Raw genomic sequence first — 15,483 nt, 5'->3', positions numbered from 1 at the left:
TGAGGGAGAATAACAGAAGCGATTTATCGCGTCTCTAGGTTTTGTACAGACGCGATTTATCGCGTCTCTCTAAAAAGGCAATTTATCTAGTAAACCCGATGACCAGCTGATGAAAAAACCCAGGACGCTGACAACTGCTAGGATGGTCAACATATAGCCCTGAGATTGGCCAGAAATGCTGTACTTTAAAGTTTGTCCGCCGAGAATTGTCGCAAACCCAACCAAGTTTACGAAACCGTCAACCAAGTAGCGATCGCTCCAAGCAGAAATTTTAGATAGCAGTGCTACTGCACTCACAACCGTTACAAGATAAACTCGGTCAATATAAAAATCATAACCTAACAAGTCTTGCATAAATCTCCACGCCAAGATTCTGGATCTTGACCAAGCTTTATGCAGATAAACTGTAGACCCTATACCTACTCCCATCACGGTAGAAGCAAACAACGCTAACGCCACATACCAATTAATACTTTCCCAATCGGGTAGCAAGTACCATTGCTGTAGCATCAAAGGCAAAAGCAGAGTCAATACTGTCAGAATCACCATTGGCAAGGCCATCTGCCAACCAACTTCTGGCGTGCGACGGGTCTTTTGTTGCGGTTTCCCCCAAAATACTAATCTAAAGACTCTGGTCAAATTCAATGCTGTCAAGCCATTGACCAATAACAAAACCCCAATCACCCAAGGGCTAATATTCACGAAACCGTCAGCCCATGCTAACATTGCCCAAAAGCTTCCCAACGGTAGCACTGTTACCATCCCGGCTGAACCCACTACAAAGGCAGTGGTGGTGGCTGGCATCCGTGACCACAGACCGCCCATTTCTGTTAAGTCTTGGCTTTGGGTAGTCAAGATTACTGAACCAGAACTCATGAATAATAATGCTTTAGCGATCGCATGAGTTAACAGCAACATCAACGCTACACCCCCTTGTTGCAACCCCACTGCCAAAAACACTAAGCCCATGTATGCACTGGTGGAATGAGATAGCGATCGCTTAATGTCAATTTGAGCTATAGATACTAATGTTGCCCCAATTGCTGTCACCGTGCCCATGACTACCAAGGTATTCAAGGCAACTGGCGACAGTGCTAACAATGGTTGCAGTTTATACAAAAGATAAGCACCACCAGCTACTACTAGTGAGTTTCGCATTACCGAGGCGGGGTTGGGACCTTCCATGGCCTCATCTAACCACAGGTGCAGTGGAAATTGGGCGCATTTCCCAGCAGGCCCAGCAATTAACGCCAACCCCAGCAAGGTCGATGTCATTGGGCTTAAATTAGCTGTTTGCGCCCACTCATATAAATCCGAAAAGTTCAAACTGCCGGCTAAGGTGGAAAGCGTCACCACAGCCATCAGCAGCAACAAGTCTCCCACCCGTTTAGTCCAAAACGCATCCCGCGCTGCTGTCACTACTAGTGGTTGAGCATACCAGAACCCCACCAGCAAGTAAGTTGAAAGCGTCAGGAGTTCCAAAAGCGCATAGCTAAGAAACAAAGAATCACTGATTGCTAGACCACTCAGCGCTGCTTCAAAAAATCCCAGCAGCGCAAAAAAACGCGCCAACGACCAGTCTTTTTCCATATAACCCAGAGCGTAAACTTGTGCCAGTAAGCTTAACCCTGTAATTAAAACTGTTGCCCCAATACTGATTGGCGATAGTTCCAAGTTAAAAGATAAGTCTAAATCCGCAGCTTTGAACCAAGTGACCAATAAGTTTTCTGGTTCTCTATCCCAGATATTTTTAAATACAAACAGGCTATGGACAAAAGCTAAAACAGTCGTCAACAAGTTTATATATGCCGCAGGTCTTGGCCCTGTTCGCTGAATTATTCCTATTCCCCACGGCAAGGTCAAAATTGCGCCCAATAAGCTATAAAAAGGCACAAACCAACTTGTTGAAAATAGAAATTGATCCATTGAAATTTCCCTTTACGACTCAGCCTTAATCTTAAAAAAAGCTTTCAAACAGTTATGATTTATTTAATAAAATTAATTTACCAAAACACCGATGTTTTTTTTGCTATTATTTCAACTAAATTCCCGGAAGTACTTTTACTTAACCTTACCCGATTAAATATAAGTAAAATATAACTTTACATAAGTAAAAGCATTTACTTGTCTTAACATCACCGACCTTTTTACATTTGTATTTCTACTTTGACCAAAGTACTTTATACGATATATTTGAAAAAGTTATATATTTTTCACCTAGTCCTTGTACATAGAGTAAAATTTGAGGAAAGATAGATATAGCAAAACATACAGCCTCTGCTTGTCCCTCGCCAGATGGGATTAGCCTGAGTTATGAATGTCGTTTTGTAAATGCAATAAAGAAATTATAAAGCATAAGTGGCTGCTCTAGGAATTAGTCAACTTTAATTGCCCAGAAGACCAGATAAAGTTTTGTTAAGTTTTTTAAAACTTTCTTATCATAAACTACTATAGTATTTTATATTGCCAGGGATGCAAAGCTTTCCTATGCTTAATTTGGAAGTGTTTTCTTAACTCTAAGATCAAGCTCTCCCCGTCAAAAATTTCAAACAACAGTACTGATTAGATTCATTTTGTAGGAGTTCTGCGATGCCAATTGCAGTTGGGATGATTGAAACGAAGGGCTTTCCAGCAGTAGTAGAAGCTGCTGATGCGATGGTGAAAGCCGCCCGTGTCACTTTAGTAGGCTATGAAAAAATTGGTAGCGCTCGTGTCACCGTGATCGTTAGGGGAGATGTATCGGAAGTGCAAGCTTCTGTAGCAGCTGGGGTTGAAGCGGCGAAAAGAGTTAATGGTGGTGAAGTCTTATCCACTCACATCATTGCTCGTCCTCACGAAAACCTGGAATACGTTTTGCCGATACGTTACACAGAGGCTGTGGAACAGTTCCGTACTTAAAAGCTGTTTAAACAAAGTAATTAACACTTTTACCTGATTAAGCATCACTTTTGTCCAGGCTAAAAACTTTGAAATAGGGATTAAAACTAATGTCAATTGCAGTAGGAATGGTTGAAACGCTAGGCTTTCCAGCAGTAGTAGAAGCTGCTGATGCAATGGTGAAAGCTGCCCGTGTCACTTTAGTAGGCTATGAAAAAATCGGTAGTGGTCGGGTGACAGTGATTGTCCGGGGTGATGTTTCGGAAGTGCAAGCTTCCGTGGCCGCAGGTGTTGAATCTGTAAAGCGCGTTTTTGGCGGACAAGTACTGTCTACTCACATCATTGCTCGTCCTCACGAGAACTTGGAATATGTTCTGCCAATTCGTTATACCGAAGACGTAGAGCAGTTCCGGGAAAATGTGAATGCAATTCGTCCTTTCGGTAGAAGACCGTAATTTGTAATGCAAGTTGCCAAAGTTCGCGGCACAGTAGTTAGCACCCAAAAAGATCCAAGTCTCAGGGGTGTCAAACTACTGTTGTTACAATTAGTGGATGAAGACGGAAACATCCTGCCACAATATGAGGTAGCAGCAGATAGTGTGGGAGCAGGAGTAGATGAGTGGGTACTTGTCAGTCGTGGCAGTGCTGCTCGTCAAGTTCTTGGAAATGAACAACGTCCATTAGATGCAGTAGTGGTGGCGATCATAGATACCATTCACGTTGAAGATCGCCTCATTTACAGCAAAAAAGAGCAATATCGATAGTCATTGGTCATTAGTCATTAGCTCTCGACAAAGGACAAATGACAACTGACAAATGACAATACAGGAGGAATCTCGCGATGGCAGTTCGCAGCACGGCGGCACCCCCAACCCCGTGGTCGAGGAATTTAGCTGAACCCAAAATCCATGAAACTGCCTTTGTACATTCATTTTCCAATATTATTGGGGATGTACGGTTAGGTGCAAATGTAATCGTTGCTCCGGGGACTACGATTAGAGCGGATGAAGGCACACCTTTTTATCTTGGTGAAAACACCAATATTCAAGATGGTGTTGTCATTCATGGGTTAGAGCAAGGTCGAGTAATTGGCGATGACCAAAATAAATACTCGGTATGGATTGGTAAAAATGCTTGCATTACCCACATGGCTCTCATTCACGGGCCAGCTTATGTTGGGGATAATTCCTTCATTGGCTTTCGCTCTACGGTATTCAATGCCAGGGTGGGTGCAGGTTGCATTGTGATGATGCACGCTTTGATTCAAGACGTAGAGATTCCCCCAGGTAAATATATACCTTCGGGAGCGATAATTACCAACCAGCAGCAAGCTGACCGTTTGCCAGATGTGCAAGATCAGGATAAAGATTTTGCTCATCATGTGGTTGGGATTAATCAGGCATTACGAGCGGGTTATCTCTGTGCTGCGGATAGCAAATGTATAGCACCCATTCGGGATGAAATTGCTAAATCTTATACAGGTAGTAGTATTACTGTCTTAGAGTTGGAAAGGAGTAGTGAAGTGTCGAGCAATAGCTTAGGTGCAGAAACAATAGAGCAGTTGCGCTATCTATTGGAGCAAGGGTATAAGATAGGTACGGAACACGTAGACCAAAGACGGTTCCGCACGGGTTCTTGGACTAGTTGCCAACCAATTGAACCGAGATCGCTTGGTGAAGCGATCGCAGCATTAGAAAGCTGTGTAAGTGAGCATAGCGGCCAGTATGTCCGGCTGTTTGGCATTGACAAAGGTAGACGGCGCGTATTAGAAACCATCATCCAACGTCCAGATGATGATGTTAAACCAGCTACCACCTTTAAAGCTCCTGCTAGTCGTGGTAATGGCAGTTATAGCAGCAGTAATGGTAATGGTAATAGTAACAACTCTACCAGTGGCAAAGTCAATGGTGAAACTGTAGAGCAAATCCGCCAACTCTTGGCAGGTGGTTACAAAATTGGTATGGAACACGTAGATGAACGCCGCTTCCGAACTGGTTCGTGGACTAGTTGCAAATCAATTGAAGCAACTTCCATAAATCAAGTAATCTCCGCCTTGGAAGAATGTATCGAAAGCCATCAAGGTGAGTATGTGCGTTTAATCGGCATTGATACCAAAGCCAAACGGCGCGTATTAGAAAGCATTATCCAACGTCCAAATGGTCAAGTAGTCTCCTCTGGCAGTCAGAAATCATTTAGTACGAGTGGGACCTCAGCAACAGCAACAGCAACAGCTACCAGTACCCGCTTGAGTACTGAAGTAGTAGACCAACTCCGGCAATTATTGAGTAGTGGATATAAAATTAGCATTGAACACGTAGATGAACGGCGGTTCCGTACAGGTTCCTGGACTAGTACCGGTCAAATTCAAGCCTCCTCAGAAAGAGAAGCGATCTCAGCCCTAGAAAAGCACCTGGGCGAATATCCAGGGGAATATGTGCGCTTAATTGGTATTGACCCCAAAGCAAAGCGTCGGGTATTGGAAACGATTATCCAACGTCCAAATGGTCAAGTAGCCTCCTCTGGCAGTCAAAAATCATTTACTAGCAATGCACCCTCTGGTACTGCTACAGCAACAGCTACCAGTACCCGCTTGAGTACTGAAATAGTAGACCAACTCCGGCAATTATTGGCTGGCGGCTCAAAAATTAGCATTGAACATGTAGACCAACGGCGGTTCCGTACAGGTTCCTGGACTAGTACCGGTCAAATTCAAGCCTCCTCAGAAAGAGAAGCGATCGCTGCCCTAGAAAAGCAACTCGGCGAATATCCAGGTGAATATGTGCGCTTAATTGGTGTTGACCCCAAAGCGAAGCGTCGGGTATTGGAAACGATTATTCAACGACCATAGTAGTGCTGAGTTAAAAGTGCTGAGTGCTGAGTTGAGACTTAAAGACACCAGTCACACCAACTGTAAACTCAGATTTTGGAACATACTCAGCACTCAGCACTCAGCACTCAGCACTCAGTACTACATCCGGCTTCCGAGGTTAAAATTTCCATGTCTGTGCCGCTACCGCACCTCAGCAATAACTTTGATTCTTACATTAGTGGTGAGGTGAGTATTCATCCAAGCGCGGTACTTGCACCTGGGGTAATACTGCAAGCGGCTGCAAACAGCAAGATTATCATTGGGCCAGGGGTCTGTATTGGTATGGGAGCAATTCTCCAAGTCCATGAAGGAACCCTAGAGGTAGAAGCAGGTGCAAACCTGGGAGCAGGTTTTTTGATGGTTGGCAAGGGCAAAATTGGAGCAAATGCTTGCATTGGTTCGGCGACAACAGTTTTTAACTATTCAGTTGAACCTGGACAAGTAGTACCATCTGGTTCGATTTTAGGAGACACTAGTCGGCAGATTTTCCAAACAAAGCAACTGGAACCATCCACAAATAACCCAGCTTCTACAAGTCCACCACCGCAGAAGGAAGAGGAAAATGGCTTAGGTGGAGTTAAAGAAAAGGTAATTTCCTCAACTAACTTCTCAGCTGCGGCTTTTGTGGATTTCAAACAAAACAAGTCGATTTCTTATTTTAAATCTCCCGCCACTCCAGAAAAACAGTCTCCTCCCGTGGAAGAACCGCCTAATGATCCTGACTCCAGTTTGGAGGAAGCCGCCCAAGAGTATACAGAACATGACTCAGACTCGAGTCAGATAGCCACAGAATCACCTAACGGTTTTGGGAATCAAATCTATGGGCAAGGGAGCATAAGCAGACTGTTGACTACATTGTTTCCTCATAGACAATCCTTGAGCAACCCAAACTCTGACGATTAGTCCGAGTAAGTGTTAATTGTAAGTTGTCGGCTTTTCCGTATCTTGGAGAATTCACATGGAAACATATAATCAACGGTCTATCAATACCCTCCAGGGAGCGCATCGTCAAGAAACCTACGAGGATACTGCTTTGGGTTTAGTTTCTACCCGCAGCTTTCCAGCGATAGTTGGTACGGCGGATATGATGCTGAAATCGGCGGGAGTTCACCTAGTTGGGTATGAAAAAATTGGTAGCGGTCATTGTACTGCGATCGTCCGGGGTGGAATTGCTGACGTGCGTCTGGCGGTAGAATCAGGTGTGCAAACGGCTGAACAGTTTGGTCAGTTGATTTCTAGTTTGGTGATTCCTCGACCTTATCCCAACTTAGATATAGTGCTTCCCATCACAACCCGTTTCACTAAATTGATGGAGGAGGGCAATTACAGCCGTCTGAGTAATCAAGCAATTGGTTTGGTAGAAACGCGAGGATTTCCAGCGATGGTAGGAGCGTGTGATGCCATGCTCAAAGCTGCTGATGTTCATTTGGCAGCTTATGAAAAAATTGGTGCGGGTTTGTGTACAGCCATTATTCGCGGTTCCGTAGCAAATGTGGCGGTAGCAGTGGAAGCAGGAATGTTTGAGGCAGAACGCATTGGGGAATTGAATGCAGTGATGGTAATTCCTCGACCACTAGATGAAATGGAGCTAACTTTGCCATTAGCAAGTTGCTGGATAGAAAAACACCAACCGTTAAACTTGCCTGTGAATATTAAAGAACAAGTTGCCGAAATCGAGATACTAAGATTACCAGATTTAACCAAGCTAACTACAAAAGTTACAGAAGAATTATGGAATGATGAATGATGAATTTTGGAAAATCCTCATCCAGCATTCATCGGGAGATGGAAGGCATCTTACGCTCTTATTGTTCTGATAATAGCTTCTTCAATCCATAAGTAAAATACCTATATACTGATTTTGCGATCGCTTGATTTCCAAAAGATGCGATCGCGTTTTGGAAATCAAGCTTTTGAGTAAATATCAAGCAATACCCCCCCGATATAAATTGTCATCTAATCGAGGGGGCAAGTTCCGCTGTAATATTGAATTTTAAATTGTTACACTGCTCCCTATTCATCACAGTTTTTGATGTGATGACGTAAAACAGAGTTGATTAAGGCTTTATATTCTCCGCTTTGAGCTTGAAACCACTCTAGTATATCTGGCTCAATCTGTACCAATTGCTGTGCTTGAGGTGCCGGAACTCGGAGAGTAGCTTTCTGAAAAAACTCTTCTGTCAATGGTGGAATGTCAGAGTAGTCAATTTCTTCATCGTTCATTGACTCCAATGCTGTCCAGTTAGTACCAGAGGTATTTCTCAAGTCTTTGTCGCTCATACCGATTTGCCCTTCGGGCTGAAATGATCCGAATCACATTATTTTTGCGTTCTGTCCAAACTACAACGGCTACACCGTTGCCGAGGAAACCTATACCGAACCAACGATCTTCTCCGTAATCAAAACGATCGTCTAACTCAATTAGCATTCGACTTTAAAACATCTCAGGAACATCGGCGAAATCAATCTCATGTTTGCGAAGATTCTCTAAATTTTTCGCCTCATCTCACTCAAACTGCATGAAAATTTAGACACGCTAATTCAACCATCTGTATTATCCGGCATAATATCCCAATACGCTCGGTGTTAGAGATAAAAACCTGATTTTGCGTAGGTTGGGTTGAGCGATAACGTAGGCGCAATGATTTTGCGATGCCTGGGTTGGGCTACACCAACGCACTCGTAACAATTTTGGTAACAGACTTTTTTTAACAACCTTAGAGCAAAGCACCACCACAACTAGAACCACACCCAGCAGTGCAACCATAGCAATAAGCAGCAGTTTGTATCTCACTAATCAGGTCTAAACTGCCAGCTTCTAAGAGTTTGCTAACTGTCAGAGTTTCACCATTGTGATTTTTCGCAGGCAAATTCATCATTTGGTTAAAATCACAATCATATACATTGCCTAGATAGTCAATTGAAAGTTCATCACGACACATTAAATGTTCAACTGTGCTGGGATTAAAATACGACTCTAAAAACAGCAAATAGCTGGTGTACAGTTTTCTCCGTTCTAAATGCATTTTGGTTCTACCAACAGGGAGGTTGGTAATGGTGAACAGGTTGTTAAACACAATATTAAAATGTTCTTGCAAGAACATTTTATAATCTCGTTCTAGGTTGGTCTGTTCGGGAGCTAAGGAAAATTTTTCACCTGTGGGTAACTGGGGATTAAATACCAAGTCCAAAGTTAAATTTGGCTCTTTAGCATAGCCGAGTTGGTTAAGCCACTGCAAAGCTTTGACTGAACTATCAAAAACACCAACACCGCGCATTTTATCAACATTATCCGCTAAGTAGCAGGGTAGGGAAGCCACAACTCTTACTTGGTGTTTAGCAAAGTATTCTGGTAAATCAGCAAATCCATCTTCAAAATAAATGGTCAAATTAGAGCGGACAATCACTTGTTTACCAGTTGCTCTTGCTGCTTCTAGCAGTGGCTTAAATCCATAATTTATTTCTGGTGCGCCACCAGTCAAATCCACAATTTGAATTTCGGGAAATTTATGGATTAGCGAAATCAATTGTTCGCAAATTTCAGGAGAAAGTTCTTCTGTACGTTTTGGACTAGCTTCGACATGACAATGTGTACAGGCAAGGTTACAACGCTTACCTAGATTAATTTGTAAAACAGTAATTCCTTTTTTTGTCAAAGGTGAACTGAGTTTGTTTTTAAACGGTGTGACTGCTGTATCTAGTGTAATTATTGATTGAGTTTGCATTAGTTACTACTCCTTAAAGAGGGTACAAATATATTCAAATTTTATAACCTTGCAATAATCTGTAGGTTATTCCACTAATAATTGCAGCAGTAGGTAAGGTTAAAATCCACGATAGTAGTATCTGATAACAAACACGCATATTAGTTTTTTTACCAATTAATCCTACTCCAAAAATAGAACCAACTGAAACATAAGTGATGGAAACTGGAAGCCCAAATCCACTAGCTACAATGACCAGAAATCCAGTTACTATATTTGCTGATAAGCCTTGAGTATGATTCATTGAGGTAATTTTTGTACTCATGGTAACAGCAACTTTTTGGGAGTTGAGTAAACCGCCAAGTGCCATTGCGATCGCTATCGTAATCATTCCTCCCTGAATCGAAAAATACTCAATAATTAAAATGAGTGAAACAATCTTGGGAGTGTCATTTAATCCTCTAGTAAAACTGATAATTCCGGCGCTGATAAAATGGCAAGTATCGATCATTTTCTGATTGACTGGTAGATGCCATTTTGAATTGATATAGCTAGATAAGCTGTAAATTCCTGCTCCCAAGAGAATAGCAATGATTGGACTGAGTAATAGAGGCAAAATAAAGGAAGTTACCAAAGCTGCAAAATTAACTTTGAGTCCGATCGCAACTAATCCAGCGCCAACAATAGCACCTGTTAAACTGTGAGTGGTGGAAATGGCAAACCCCATGAGGGCGGCTATAAGCACAGTTAAACCAGCTGCGATCGCTATTGCTATATGAAACTGTGGGGTGTTAGCGATCGCATCAGGTACTAGTCCTTTTCCAGAGAAGTTTTTAATTAGTGTACTTGCCAAAAAAGTTGCAGTTACTGCACCAGCAAAAGTTGTAAAAGTTGCCCACAAAATTACTGTTTGATAGCTGCTTGTTAGGCTACCAAACAGCGTTGCTACACCTTTAAAGTTGTCATTTGCACCATTGGAGTATGCTAAAAAAAGCGTAGCGATAAATAGACTAATTAACAACATTTTGGGGCTAATAGAGAAGAAATGAAAAGGAGTCAGAATTCAGGAGCGGAGCAAGGAAAGCTCCGCCGAGGCGTCAGAATACCCCAGCAGTCAAGTCAGGGGTTTCAAGCTCTTTAATTCTTTTCTTCTCCTGCACGACTGAAGTCGGGCGCAGAAGATGCAGGATTCATCCACTTTTTAGTTCAGAATTCAATTCTGGCTCCTGACTTCTGAATTCTTCTTCGGTAAGAATCCAGAATCCAGAATTAAGAATGCAATTAGTGAAATATTCAAATTGTGCATTCATTCCTCAGTCGCACAAAATTATTCTGAATTATTAACGGTAGTTGCTCTATTTGGGGAGATCCCAAGACCGCACTACCTCCTCCTGATACCTGAATTCTTTCTTAATAAATTAACAGCAACCACCACCGCTATAGTGCCAGGTTGAATTGGTAACAATTATTTCTGCTGGCTTGATAGCAGCAAGTTTAGCAGCAGTCTTATCACACACTGCTACGGGAATACCTCGCTGAAGTAGATGACCTGCTGAATCGTCAAAGAAGGGTTCCAAACCAGCATAGATTGCTGTTTTACCAGTGAAAATGCAAGCACCATCTTCTGGAATAGCAACTTTAAACGAGACAGAATCCAGGCTTTCTAAAAGTAGGTGTTCTTCTAAATTATAAGTTTGGCTATCTAGGAGACGATAAGGACGACGGGCGCGAATTTCAACTTGACCAAAGCCAGCATTTGTGATCCGTTCAGTATACTCTTGATATGTGAGTGCGCCTGATAAACACATGGCTCTCAGTCGTTCATCTTGTTGAAGATGTGCTGGAATTTGACTAGTGGCAATTGGATCGCTCATCTGCAAGCGTCCGCCTGGTTTTAATACCCGATAGGCTTCTTTTAAAGCACGGGTTAAATCTTCTGGTTCAAAGATGTTGAAAAGACAATTTTGCGCCACGATATCGACGCTAGCATCAGCAACGGCTAAGTTAAAAGCATCCCCTTCACGGATTTCTACAAAACTGGTGTCAAACCACGGGTTTTCTTGAGCAGCAATTTCCAAATTGCGTGCGGCGGCTTCCCGCATGGCTGCAACTGGTTCAACGGCAATTACAGCACTTGCATAGCGAGAAAAATAAGCGAATTGCAACGCTTCTAAGCCGCCGCCAACACCGACATACAGGACAGTCGGTTGCTTTCCTAGTTCCGTGGGGTGAACAGTGGTGCCACAACCATAGTTCATTTGCTGCATTAGCAAAGAAATTTTCAATCCTGGTAGTTGCAGGGGTGTACTTTGCACACAACAAAGTCCAACTTGCGGGGTTTGAGCAACTTCACGGTAGAATTGCGCTGCTGTTTCTAGATAGGTCATGCCATTTTAGATTTTAGATGATCATAGTTTTGTGCATCCTAGTATAATTAAAGCTCTGAGTTGGATGAGTTTTGGCTGAGATTGCCAAAAACCCCAAATCTTCATAAAACAGAAAAATTTGGTGTTTTAGCGTTATTTGACACTAGAAGGGGGCAGGGTCTTTCCCTAATGTCCAATGCCCAATGCCCAATGCCCAATGCCCAAATTCAATCACGCAATGTGTAACCAACACCGCTCACAGTTTGAATGAGGCATTTTTCGTTATTGGCTTCAAGTTTCAGGCGCAGGTAATGAATGTAAGCTTCAATGATGTTCGCATCGCCCATCAAGTCGTAACCCCAGACTTCCTCTAAAATGCGATCGCAGGTAATTACCTGTCGCGGATTGGCCAATAAATATTCTAGTAAATCAAATTCCTTAGCAGTTAACTCAATTAACCGATGATCTCGGTACACTTGGCGCGTGCGACGATTTAAACTCAGGTCTTCAAATTCTAAAACATCTGCGCCATCTGCTTGCTGGCTTCTTCGCAGGTGAACGCCGACTCTGGCTAATAATTCATCAATGCTGAAGGGTTTAACGAGGTAATCATCAGCACCAGCGTCTAAGCCTACAATGCGATCGCTTACTTCATCTTTGACGGTTAACAAGATTATCGGCACTTGATCACCAATACTTCGCAGGCGGCGGCAAATTTCCAACCCCGACAAACCTGGCAACATCCAGTCTAAAATTACTAAATCTAGATGTAACTCACGCGCTGCGGTGAGGGCAGTTAATCCATCGTAGGCAATACTGACTTGATAGCCTTGATAATTCAATTCTAATTCGACAAATCGTGCCAGTTTGACTTCATCTTCAACTAGTAAGATGTGCGTCATGATGATGTTAATGATTTCAGCAGGGTACGGTAAGTAACAATACGGTCTGGAAACACTGTCTTCGAGATGCCAGCTACTGAATAGCCAAACATCTAATTAGGTGTATGCTAGCTTAGTATAAATCCTGAGTAAGTAACAACCGTAAGTCTGCAATTAGCGATCGCTGCTTGATCAAAGAACGATCCAACTGGCTATTAGCAATAGGCTGTAACATCTTCACCGCATTCATCGGCAAGATAACAAAGCGCTTTAAAACGCAAACCAACCACTTCCTCGTATAGGGGATTTAATTTACACATTGGAGGAATGTGAAATAGCTTCCGACCAAACAGCGTGATGTCTCGGTCAAAGGGACACTGAGCAGGAATAGCTTTGCACAGGAAATGAGCCAATTTAGAGTTATGAATTTCTATCGTTTCCAACCACTGGCGGACTGGGTGCAGTAGATCATTGTGTAAGTGGACTTGAATAAAGTTTGTCATAATTGTTCACCTTAATAATTTCTAACTAGATTGAGTTTCTTGTATTTGAACCTCTATAAATACATACGGTTAGATTCTATAGTTTTATGCACTGATTGCTCATTTTTTGGTTCTCTACAGAGATAGAATGAGTCTCTAGGTACACTGTTACAGCAGAATTCAAGTTATTTGAACCACATCTATCGTAAGGGCACAGCAATGCTCATAGGTGTCAACTTAACGTGAAAGCCTTTCTAGAAGCAGCTTTTAGATTGTCTCGTTAAGAGTCTCCGACTGGGAATGCCGTTCTAGAGGCTCTGCCTCCCTTGCTGGCGGCAGAGCCGCAATTGATCTGCATTTCCAGCCTTCTTGCTAGAAACGAGGTTTTAAAAGGGTTTGCGCTTAAGTTGACACTCATGAGCAATGCTGTGCCCCTACCGCGTGGTCTATTTAAGACGAAAATAGCTGTAAGTAAGTGGGTCAAATTAAATATAAAACCTCACCCGTGCCTCCGGCTTCCCTCTCCGTGAGTTCGGAGAGGGATTGAGGGTGAGGTTTGATCTTATATTTAATTACGCCTACCTACTTAAATACTTGAATTCTGCTGTAAGGTGAAAGCTTGTCTAGAGCAAGCTTTTAGAGATTGACACTCAAATTTACCTGCACAATCATATCGTTGTAACTTTTATTACCACCATTTGGTAAATCTTCAAAACCAAAGGTGTTATTTCCCAACAGACGAATGTGATCTGTCTTGTCTGAGTTAGCACCCAAAAATGAGAAGTAAACATTCTTATTGGCATTGCTATTGAGAAAGGCATCGGGTTGACCATCAACAATAATAAACGGCGCAAACAGAGAATCAGATCCGAAACTACCAGTGTAATTTGCTGTACCTTGGTTGCTCACCGTCAAGTCAATGCCTGGAACACGTCTACTCACGGCGGCTTGGGCGTAACCAGCCTGACCAACGAGAATATCTGCTTTGCCATCACCATTGGTATCAATACCACCATTCTGATCAGTCACCTGATAGAAGCCCACATAATCGTTGTAAGATGCTTCTCTGTTGACTACAAAGTTAGCTGTTACCGATTGTGTCACACTCCGTAAATCAATCAGTTCGCCTTGATTTTTACCTTGCAGACCACTACCTAAAGATACCTGTTGCTCTGTTGGTTGAACCGTCACAACGAAATTTTGGAAGTTGAGAGAAAACCCTTCACCTTCTGTGTTGCTATTTGTAGCTGAGGAAAAAAGGACATTAGAAAAAGGGGTTTCTCCAGACAGTACAGCCTCAGTAGTACTGTTGGATACCAGATAAAATCTGAGTTTGGTATCAGGCTCGAATTCTAGTATGTTTTTCAGGTCAGTCTGCTTAAAACCCTTGGGCAACTTGGCAATGGAAGATAAAATCACCTGTGAACGCGAAAGAGCCGCTTGTGTATAGCCTTCTGCACCAGGGGCTATGCCGTTAATTGTACCTTTTTCATCGTCAACGAAAAATACACCCAGCTCATTCACCTGGTTGGCGGTGCTGCTTTGAATCTTGATTAAGAGTTTTGCTTTATTACCTTTAGTGTTCACGTTAGTCTTGACACTAAAGATATCGCCTGTAATTTTTGTCAGTAGGGTAATCGACTGGATATTAGGATTAGTATGGTCAGCAACCCCAAGTGTAAAAACATCATTGGCTTCATCCCCAGCAATATCTTTAGCGGTGATTTTGATGTTCAAACTACCCACATCCTTATTTGTCGGAGTGCCACTGAAAGTAAGGGTAGTAGGATTGAAGTTCAACCAAGTGGGTAGGAGGTGATCATTTTCTAGAGTTGCAGTGTAAGTTAGTTTATCTCCAACATCCGCATCAGTGAAAGTGTTAGTTGGGACGATGAAGTTGAAGACACTATCTTGGGTGGCTTGTTGATCGTCAATTATATTCGCTAGTTCTGGAACTTGGTTGACCACGTAACGGGCAACAGCAAAGTCCTGATTGCTATCTCCCGCCACCAGAATCTTGCCGTCCGATTGCACAGTGATGCTTTTGCCATCGTCATAACTGTTGTTAAAGTCGGTTGTAACTTTACCAGTAGCGTTGAAGGTGGTGTCGAGAGTGCCATCGCTGTTGTAACGAGCGATCGCAAAGTCAGAATTGCTACTGTTATCGCCGCTACTTCCCGCCACCAGAATCTTACCGTCCGATTGCACAGTGATGCTTTTGCCATCGTCATAACTGTTGTTAAAGTCGGTAATAACTTTACCAGTAGCGTTGAAGCTGGTGTCGAGAGTGCCATTGCTGTTGTA

At 42.7% G+C, this 15,483-nt stretch carries 15 protein-coding genes and 1 pseudogene; 7 read left to right on the top strand and 9 right to left on the bottom strand.

The window, feature by feature from the left end:
• Nucleotides 1-69: 69 nt before the first annotated feature.
• The gene (locus V7K31_RS12525; RefSeq protein ID WP_335094664.1) at nt 70-1,926 is read right to left on the bottom strand and encodes an NAD(P)H-quinone oxidoreductase subunit F; all 1,857 of its coding nucleotides are present in this window, start codon (nt 1,924-1,926) and stop codon (nt 70-72) included.
• Between the two features lie 663 nt (nt 1,927-2,589).
• Between V7K31_RS12525 and V7K31_RS12520 the strand changes: the two genes are divergently transcribed.
• The 7 genes and pseudogenes from V7K31_RS12520 (at nt 2,590) to V7K31_RS12490 (ending at nt 7,493) form a co-directional block, all read left to right on the top strand.
• A complete protein-coding gene (locus V7K31_RS12520) occupies nt 2,590-2,898 on the top strand; it encodes a carbon dioxide-concentrating mechanism protein CcmK (RefSeq protein ID WP_190891121.1) in 309 nt (102 codons plus the stop codon).
• 89 nt (nt 2,899-2,987) lie between these two features.
• Nucleotides 2,988-3,332: a carbon dioxide-concentrating mechanism protein CcmK gene (locus V7K31_RS12515; protein WP_196515968.1), complete on the top strand. Its 345-nt coding sequence runs from the start codon at nt 2,988-2,990 to the stop codon at nt 3,330-3,332.
• A gap of 6 nt (nt 3,333-3,338) precedes the next feature.
• Nucleotides 3,339-3,641 (top strand): EutN/CcmL family microcompartment protein, encoded by a 303-nt coding sequence (locus tag V7K31_RS12510; RefSeq protein WP_334832380.1) that lies wholly within the window; start codon nt 3,339-3,341, stop codon nt 3,639-3,641.
• Nucleotides 3,642-3,718: 77 nt separating this feature from the next.
• A pseudogene (locus tag V7K31_RS12505) lies at nt 3,719-5,377 on the top strand (ribulose bisphosphate carboxylase small subunit); the annotation flags it as partial.
• On the top strand, nt 5,354-5,725 hold the full coding sequence (locus tag V7K31_RS12500) for a ribulose bisphosphate carboxylase small subunit (RefSeq protein ID WP_335094748.1): 372 nt from the start codon (nt 5,354-5,356) through the stop codon (nt 5,723-5,725). The pseudogene V7K31_RS12505 and the gene V7K31_RS12500, both read left to right, overlap by 24 nt.
• A 150-nt stretch (nt 5,726-5,875) precedes the next feature.
• Entirely contained in the window at nt 5,876-6,649 is a 774-nt protein-coding gene (locus tag V7K31_RS12495; protein ID WP_335094747.1) for a transferase, read from the top strand.
• Between the two features lie 55 nt (nt 6,650-6,704).
• Entirely contained in the window at nt 6,705-7,493 is a 789-nt protein-coding gene (locus V7K31_RS12490) for a BMC domain-containing protein (RefSeq protein WP_335094663.1), read from the top strand.
• 266 nt (nt 7,494-7,759) lie between these two features.
• Here the strand turns inward: V7K31_RS12490 and V7K31_RS12485 are convergent, their stop codons facing one another.
• The 8 genes from V7K31_RS12485 to V7K31_RS12450 form a co-directional block, all read right to left on the bottom strand.
• A complete protein-coding gene (locus V7K31_RS12485) occupies nt 7,760-8,026 on the bottom strand; it encodes a BrnA antitoxin family protein (protein WP_335094662.1) in 267 nt (88 codons plus the stop codon).
• Nucleotides 7,989-8,174, bottom strand: coding sequence for a BrnT family toxin (locus V7K31_RS12480; protein ID WP_335094661.1), 186 nt, complete (start codon nt 8,172-8,174; stop codon nt 7,989-7,991). Before V7K31_RS12480 ends, V7K31_RS12485 begins: the two co-directional genes overlap by 38 nt.
• A gap of 289 nt (nt 8,175-8,463) precedes the next feature.
• Nucleotides 8,464-9,471, bottom strand: coding sequence for an arsenosugar biosynthesis radical SAM (seleno)protein ArsS (gene arsS, locus V7K31_RS12475; RefSeq protein ID WP_335094660.1), 1,008 nt, complete (start codon nt 9,469-9,471; stop codon nt 8,464-8,466).
• A 34-nt stretch (nt 9,472-9,505) separates the two neighbouring features.
• Nucleotides 9,506-10,474: an inorganic phosphate transporter gene (locus V7K31_RS12470; RefSeq protein WP_335094659.1), complete on the bottom strand. Its 969-nt coding sequence runs from the start codon at nt 10,472-10,474 to the stop codon at nt 9,506-9,508.
• 394 nt (nt 10,475-10,868) lie between these two features.
• The gene (gene arsM, locus V7K31_RS12465) at nt 10,869-11,837 is read right to left on the bottom strand and encodes an arsenosugar biosynthesis arsenite methyltransferase ArsM (RefSeq protein WP_335094658.1); all 969 of its coding nucleotides are present in this window, start codon (nt 11,835-11,837) and stop codon (nt 10,869-10,871) included.
• 206 nt (nt 11,838-12,043) lie between these two features.
• On the bottom strand, nt 12,044-12,718 hold the full coding sequence (locus V7K31_RS12460) for a response regulator transcription factor (protein ID WP_335094657.1): 675 nt from the start codon (nt 12,716-12,718) through the stop codon (nt 12,044-12,046).
• 194 nt (nt 12,719-12,912) lie between these two features.
• Nucleotides 12,913-13,200, bottom strand: a complete 288-nt coding sequence (locus V7K31_RS12455; RefSeq protein WP_335094656.1) for a Mo-dependent nitrogenase C-terminal domain-containing protein — start codon at nt 13,198-13,200, stop codon at nt 12,913-12,915.
• A 615-nt stretch (nt 13,201-13,815) separates the two neighbouring features.
• On the bottom strand, nt 13,816-15,483 hold a 1,668-nt coding region (locus V7K31_RS12450), incomplete at its 5' end, for a putative Ig domain-containing protein (RefSeq protein WP_335094655.1).

It is taken from the genome of Nostoc sp., assembly GCF_036917675.1.
Taxonomy (GTDB): domain Bacteria; phylum Cyanobacteriota; class Cyanobacteriia; order Cyanobacteriales; family Nostocaceae; genus Nostoc.
Note: the sequence above shows the minus strand (reverse complement) of the source record. Positions and strands in the feature narration are given on the sequence as shown.

Bases quoted from the DNA above. Each gene is read 5' to 3' on its own strand.
- V7K31_RS12470 (WP_335094659.1), bottom strand. From the start codon at position 10,474: ATGTTGTTAATTAGTCTATTTATCGCTACGCTTTTTTTAGCATACTCC.
- V7K31_RS12495 (WP_335094747.1), top strand. From the start codon at position 5,876: ATGTCTGTGCCGCTACCGCACCTCAGCAATAACTTTGATTCTTACATT.
- arsM (WP_335094658.1), bottom strand. From the start codon at position 11,837: ATGACCTATCTAGAAACAGCAGCGCAATTCTACCGTGAAGTTGCTCAA.
- V7K31_RS12460 (WP_335094657.1), bottom strand. From the start codon at position 12,718: ATGACGCACATCTTACTAGTTGAAGATGAAGTCAAACTGGCACGATTT.
- V7K31_RS12510 (WP_334832380.1), top strand. From the start codon at position 3,339: ATGCAAGTTGCCAAAGTTCGCGGCACAGTAGTTAGCACCCAAAAAGAT.
- V7K31_RS12485 (WP_335094662.1), bottom strand. From the start codon at position 8,026: ATGAGCGACAAAGACTTGAGAAATACCTCTGGTACTAACTGGACAGCA.
- V7K31_RS12490 (WP_335094663.1), top strand. From the start codon at position 6,705: ATGGAAACATATAATCAACGGTCTATCAATACCCTCCAGGGAGCGCAT.
- V7K31_RS12455 (WP_335094656.1), bottom strand. From the start codon at position 13,200: ATGACAAACTTTATTCAAGTCCACTTACACAATGATCTACTGCACCCA.
- arsS (WP_335094660.1), bottom strand. From the start codon at position 9,471: ATGCAAACTCAATCAATAATTACACTAGATACAGCAGTCACACCGTTT.
- V7K31_RS12515 (WP_196515968.1), top strand. From the start codon at position 2,988: ATGTCAATTGCAGTAGGAATGGTTGAAACGCTAGGCTTTCCAGCAGTA.
- V7K31_RS12525 (WP_335094664.1), bottom strand. From the start codon at position 1,926: ATGGATCAATTTCTATTTTCAACAAGTTGGTTTGTGCCTTTTTATAGC.
- V7K31_RS12480 (WP_335094661.1), bottom strand. From the start codon at position 8,174: ATGCTAATTGAGTTAGACGATCGTTTTGATTACGGAGAAGATCGTTGG.
- V7K31_RS12520 (WP_190891121.1), top strand. From the start codon at position 2,590: ATGCCAATTGCAGTTGGGATGATTGAAACGAAGGGCTTTCCAGCAGTA.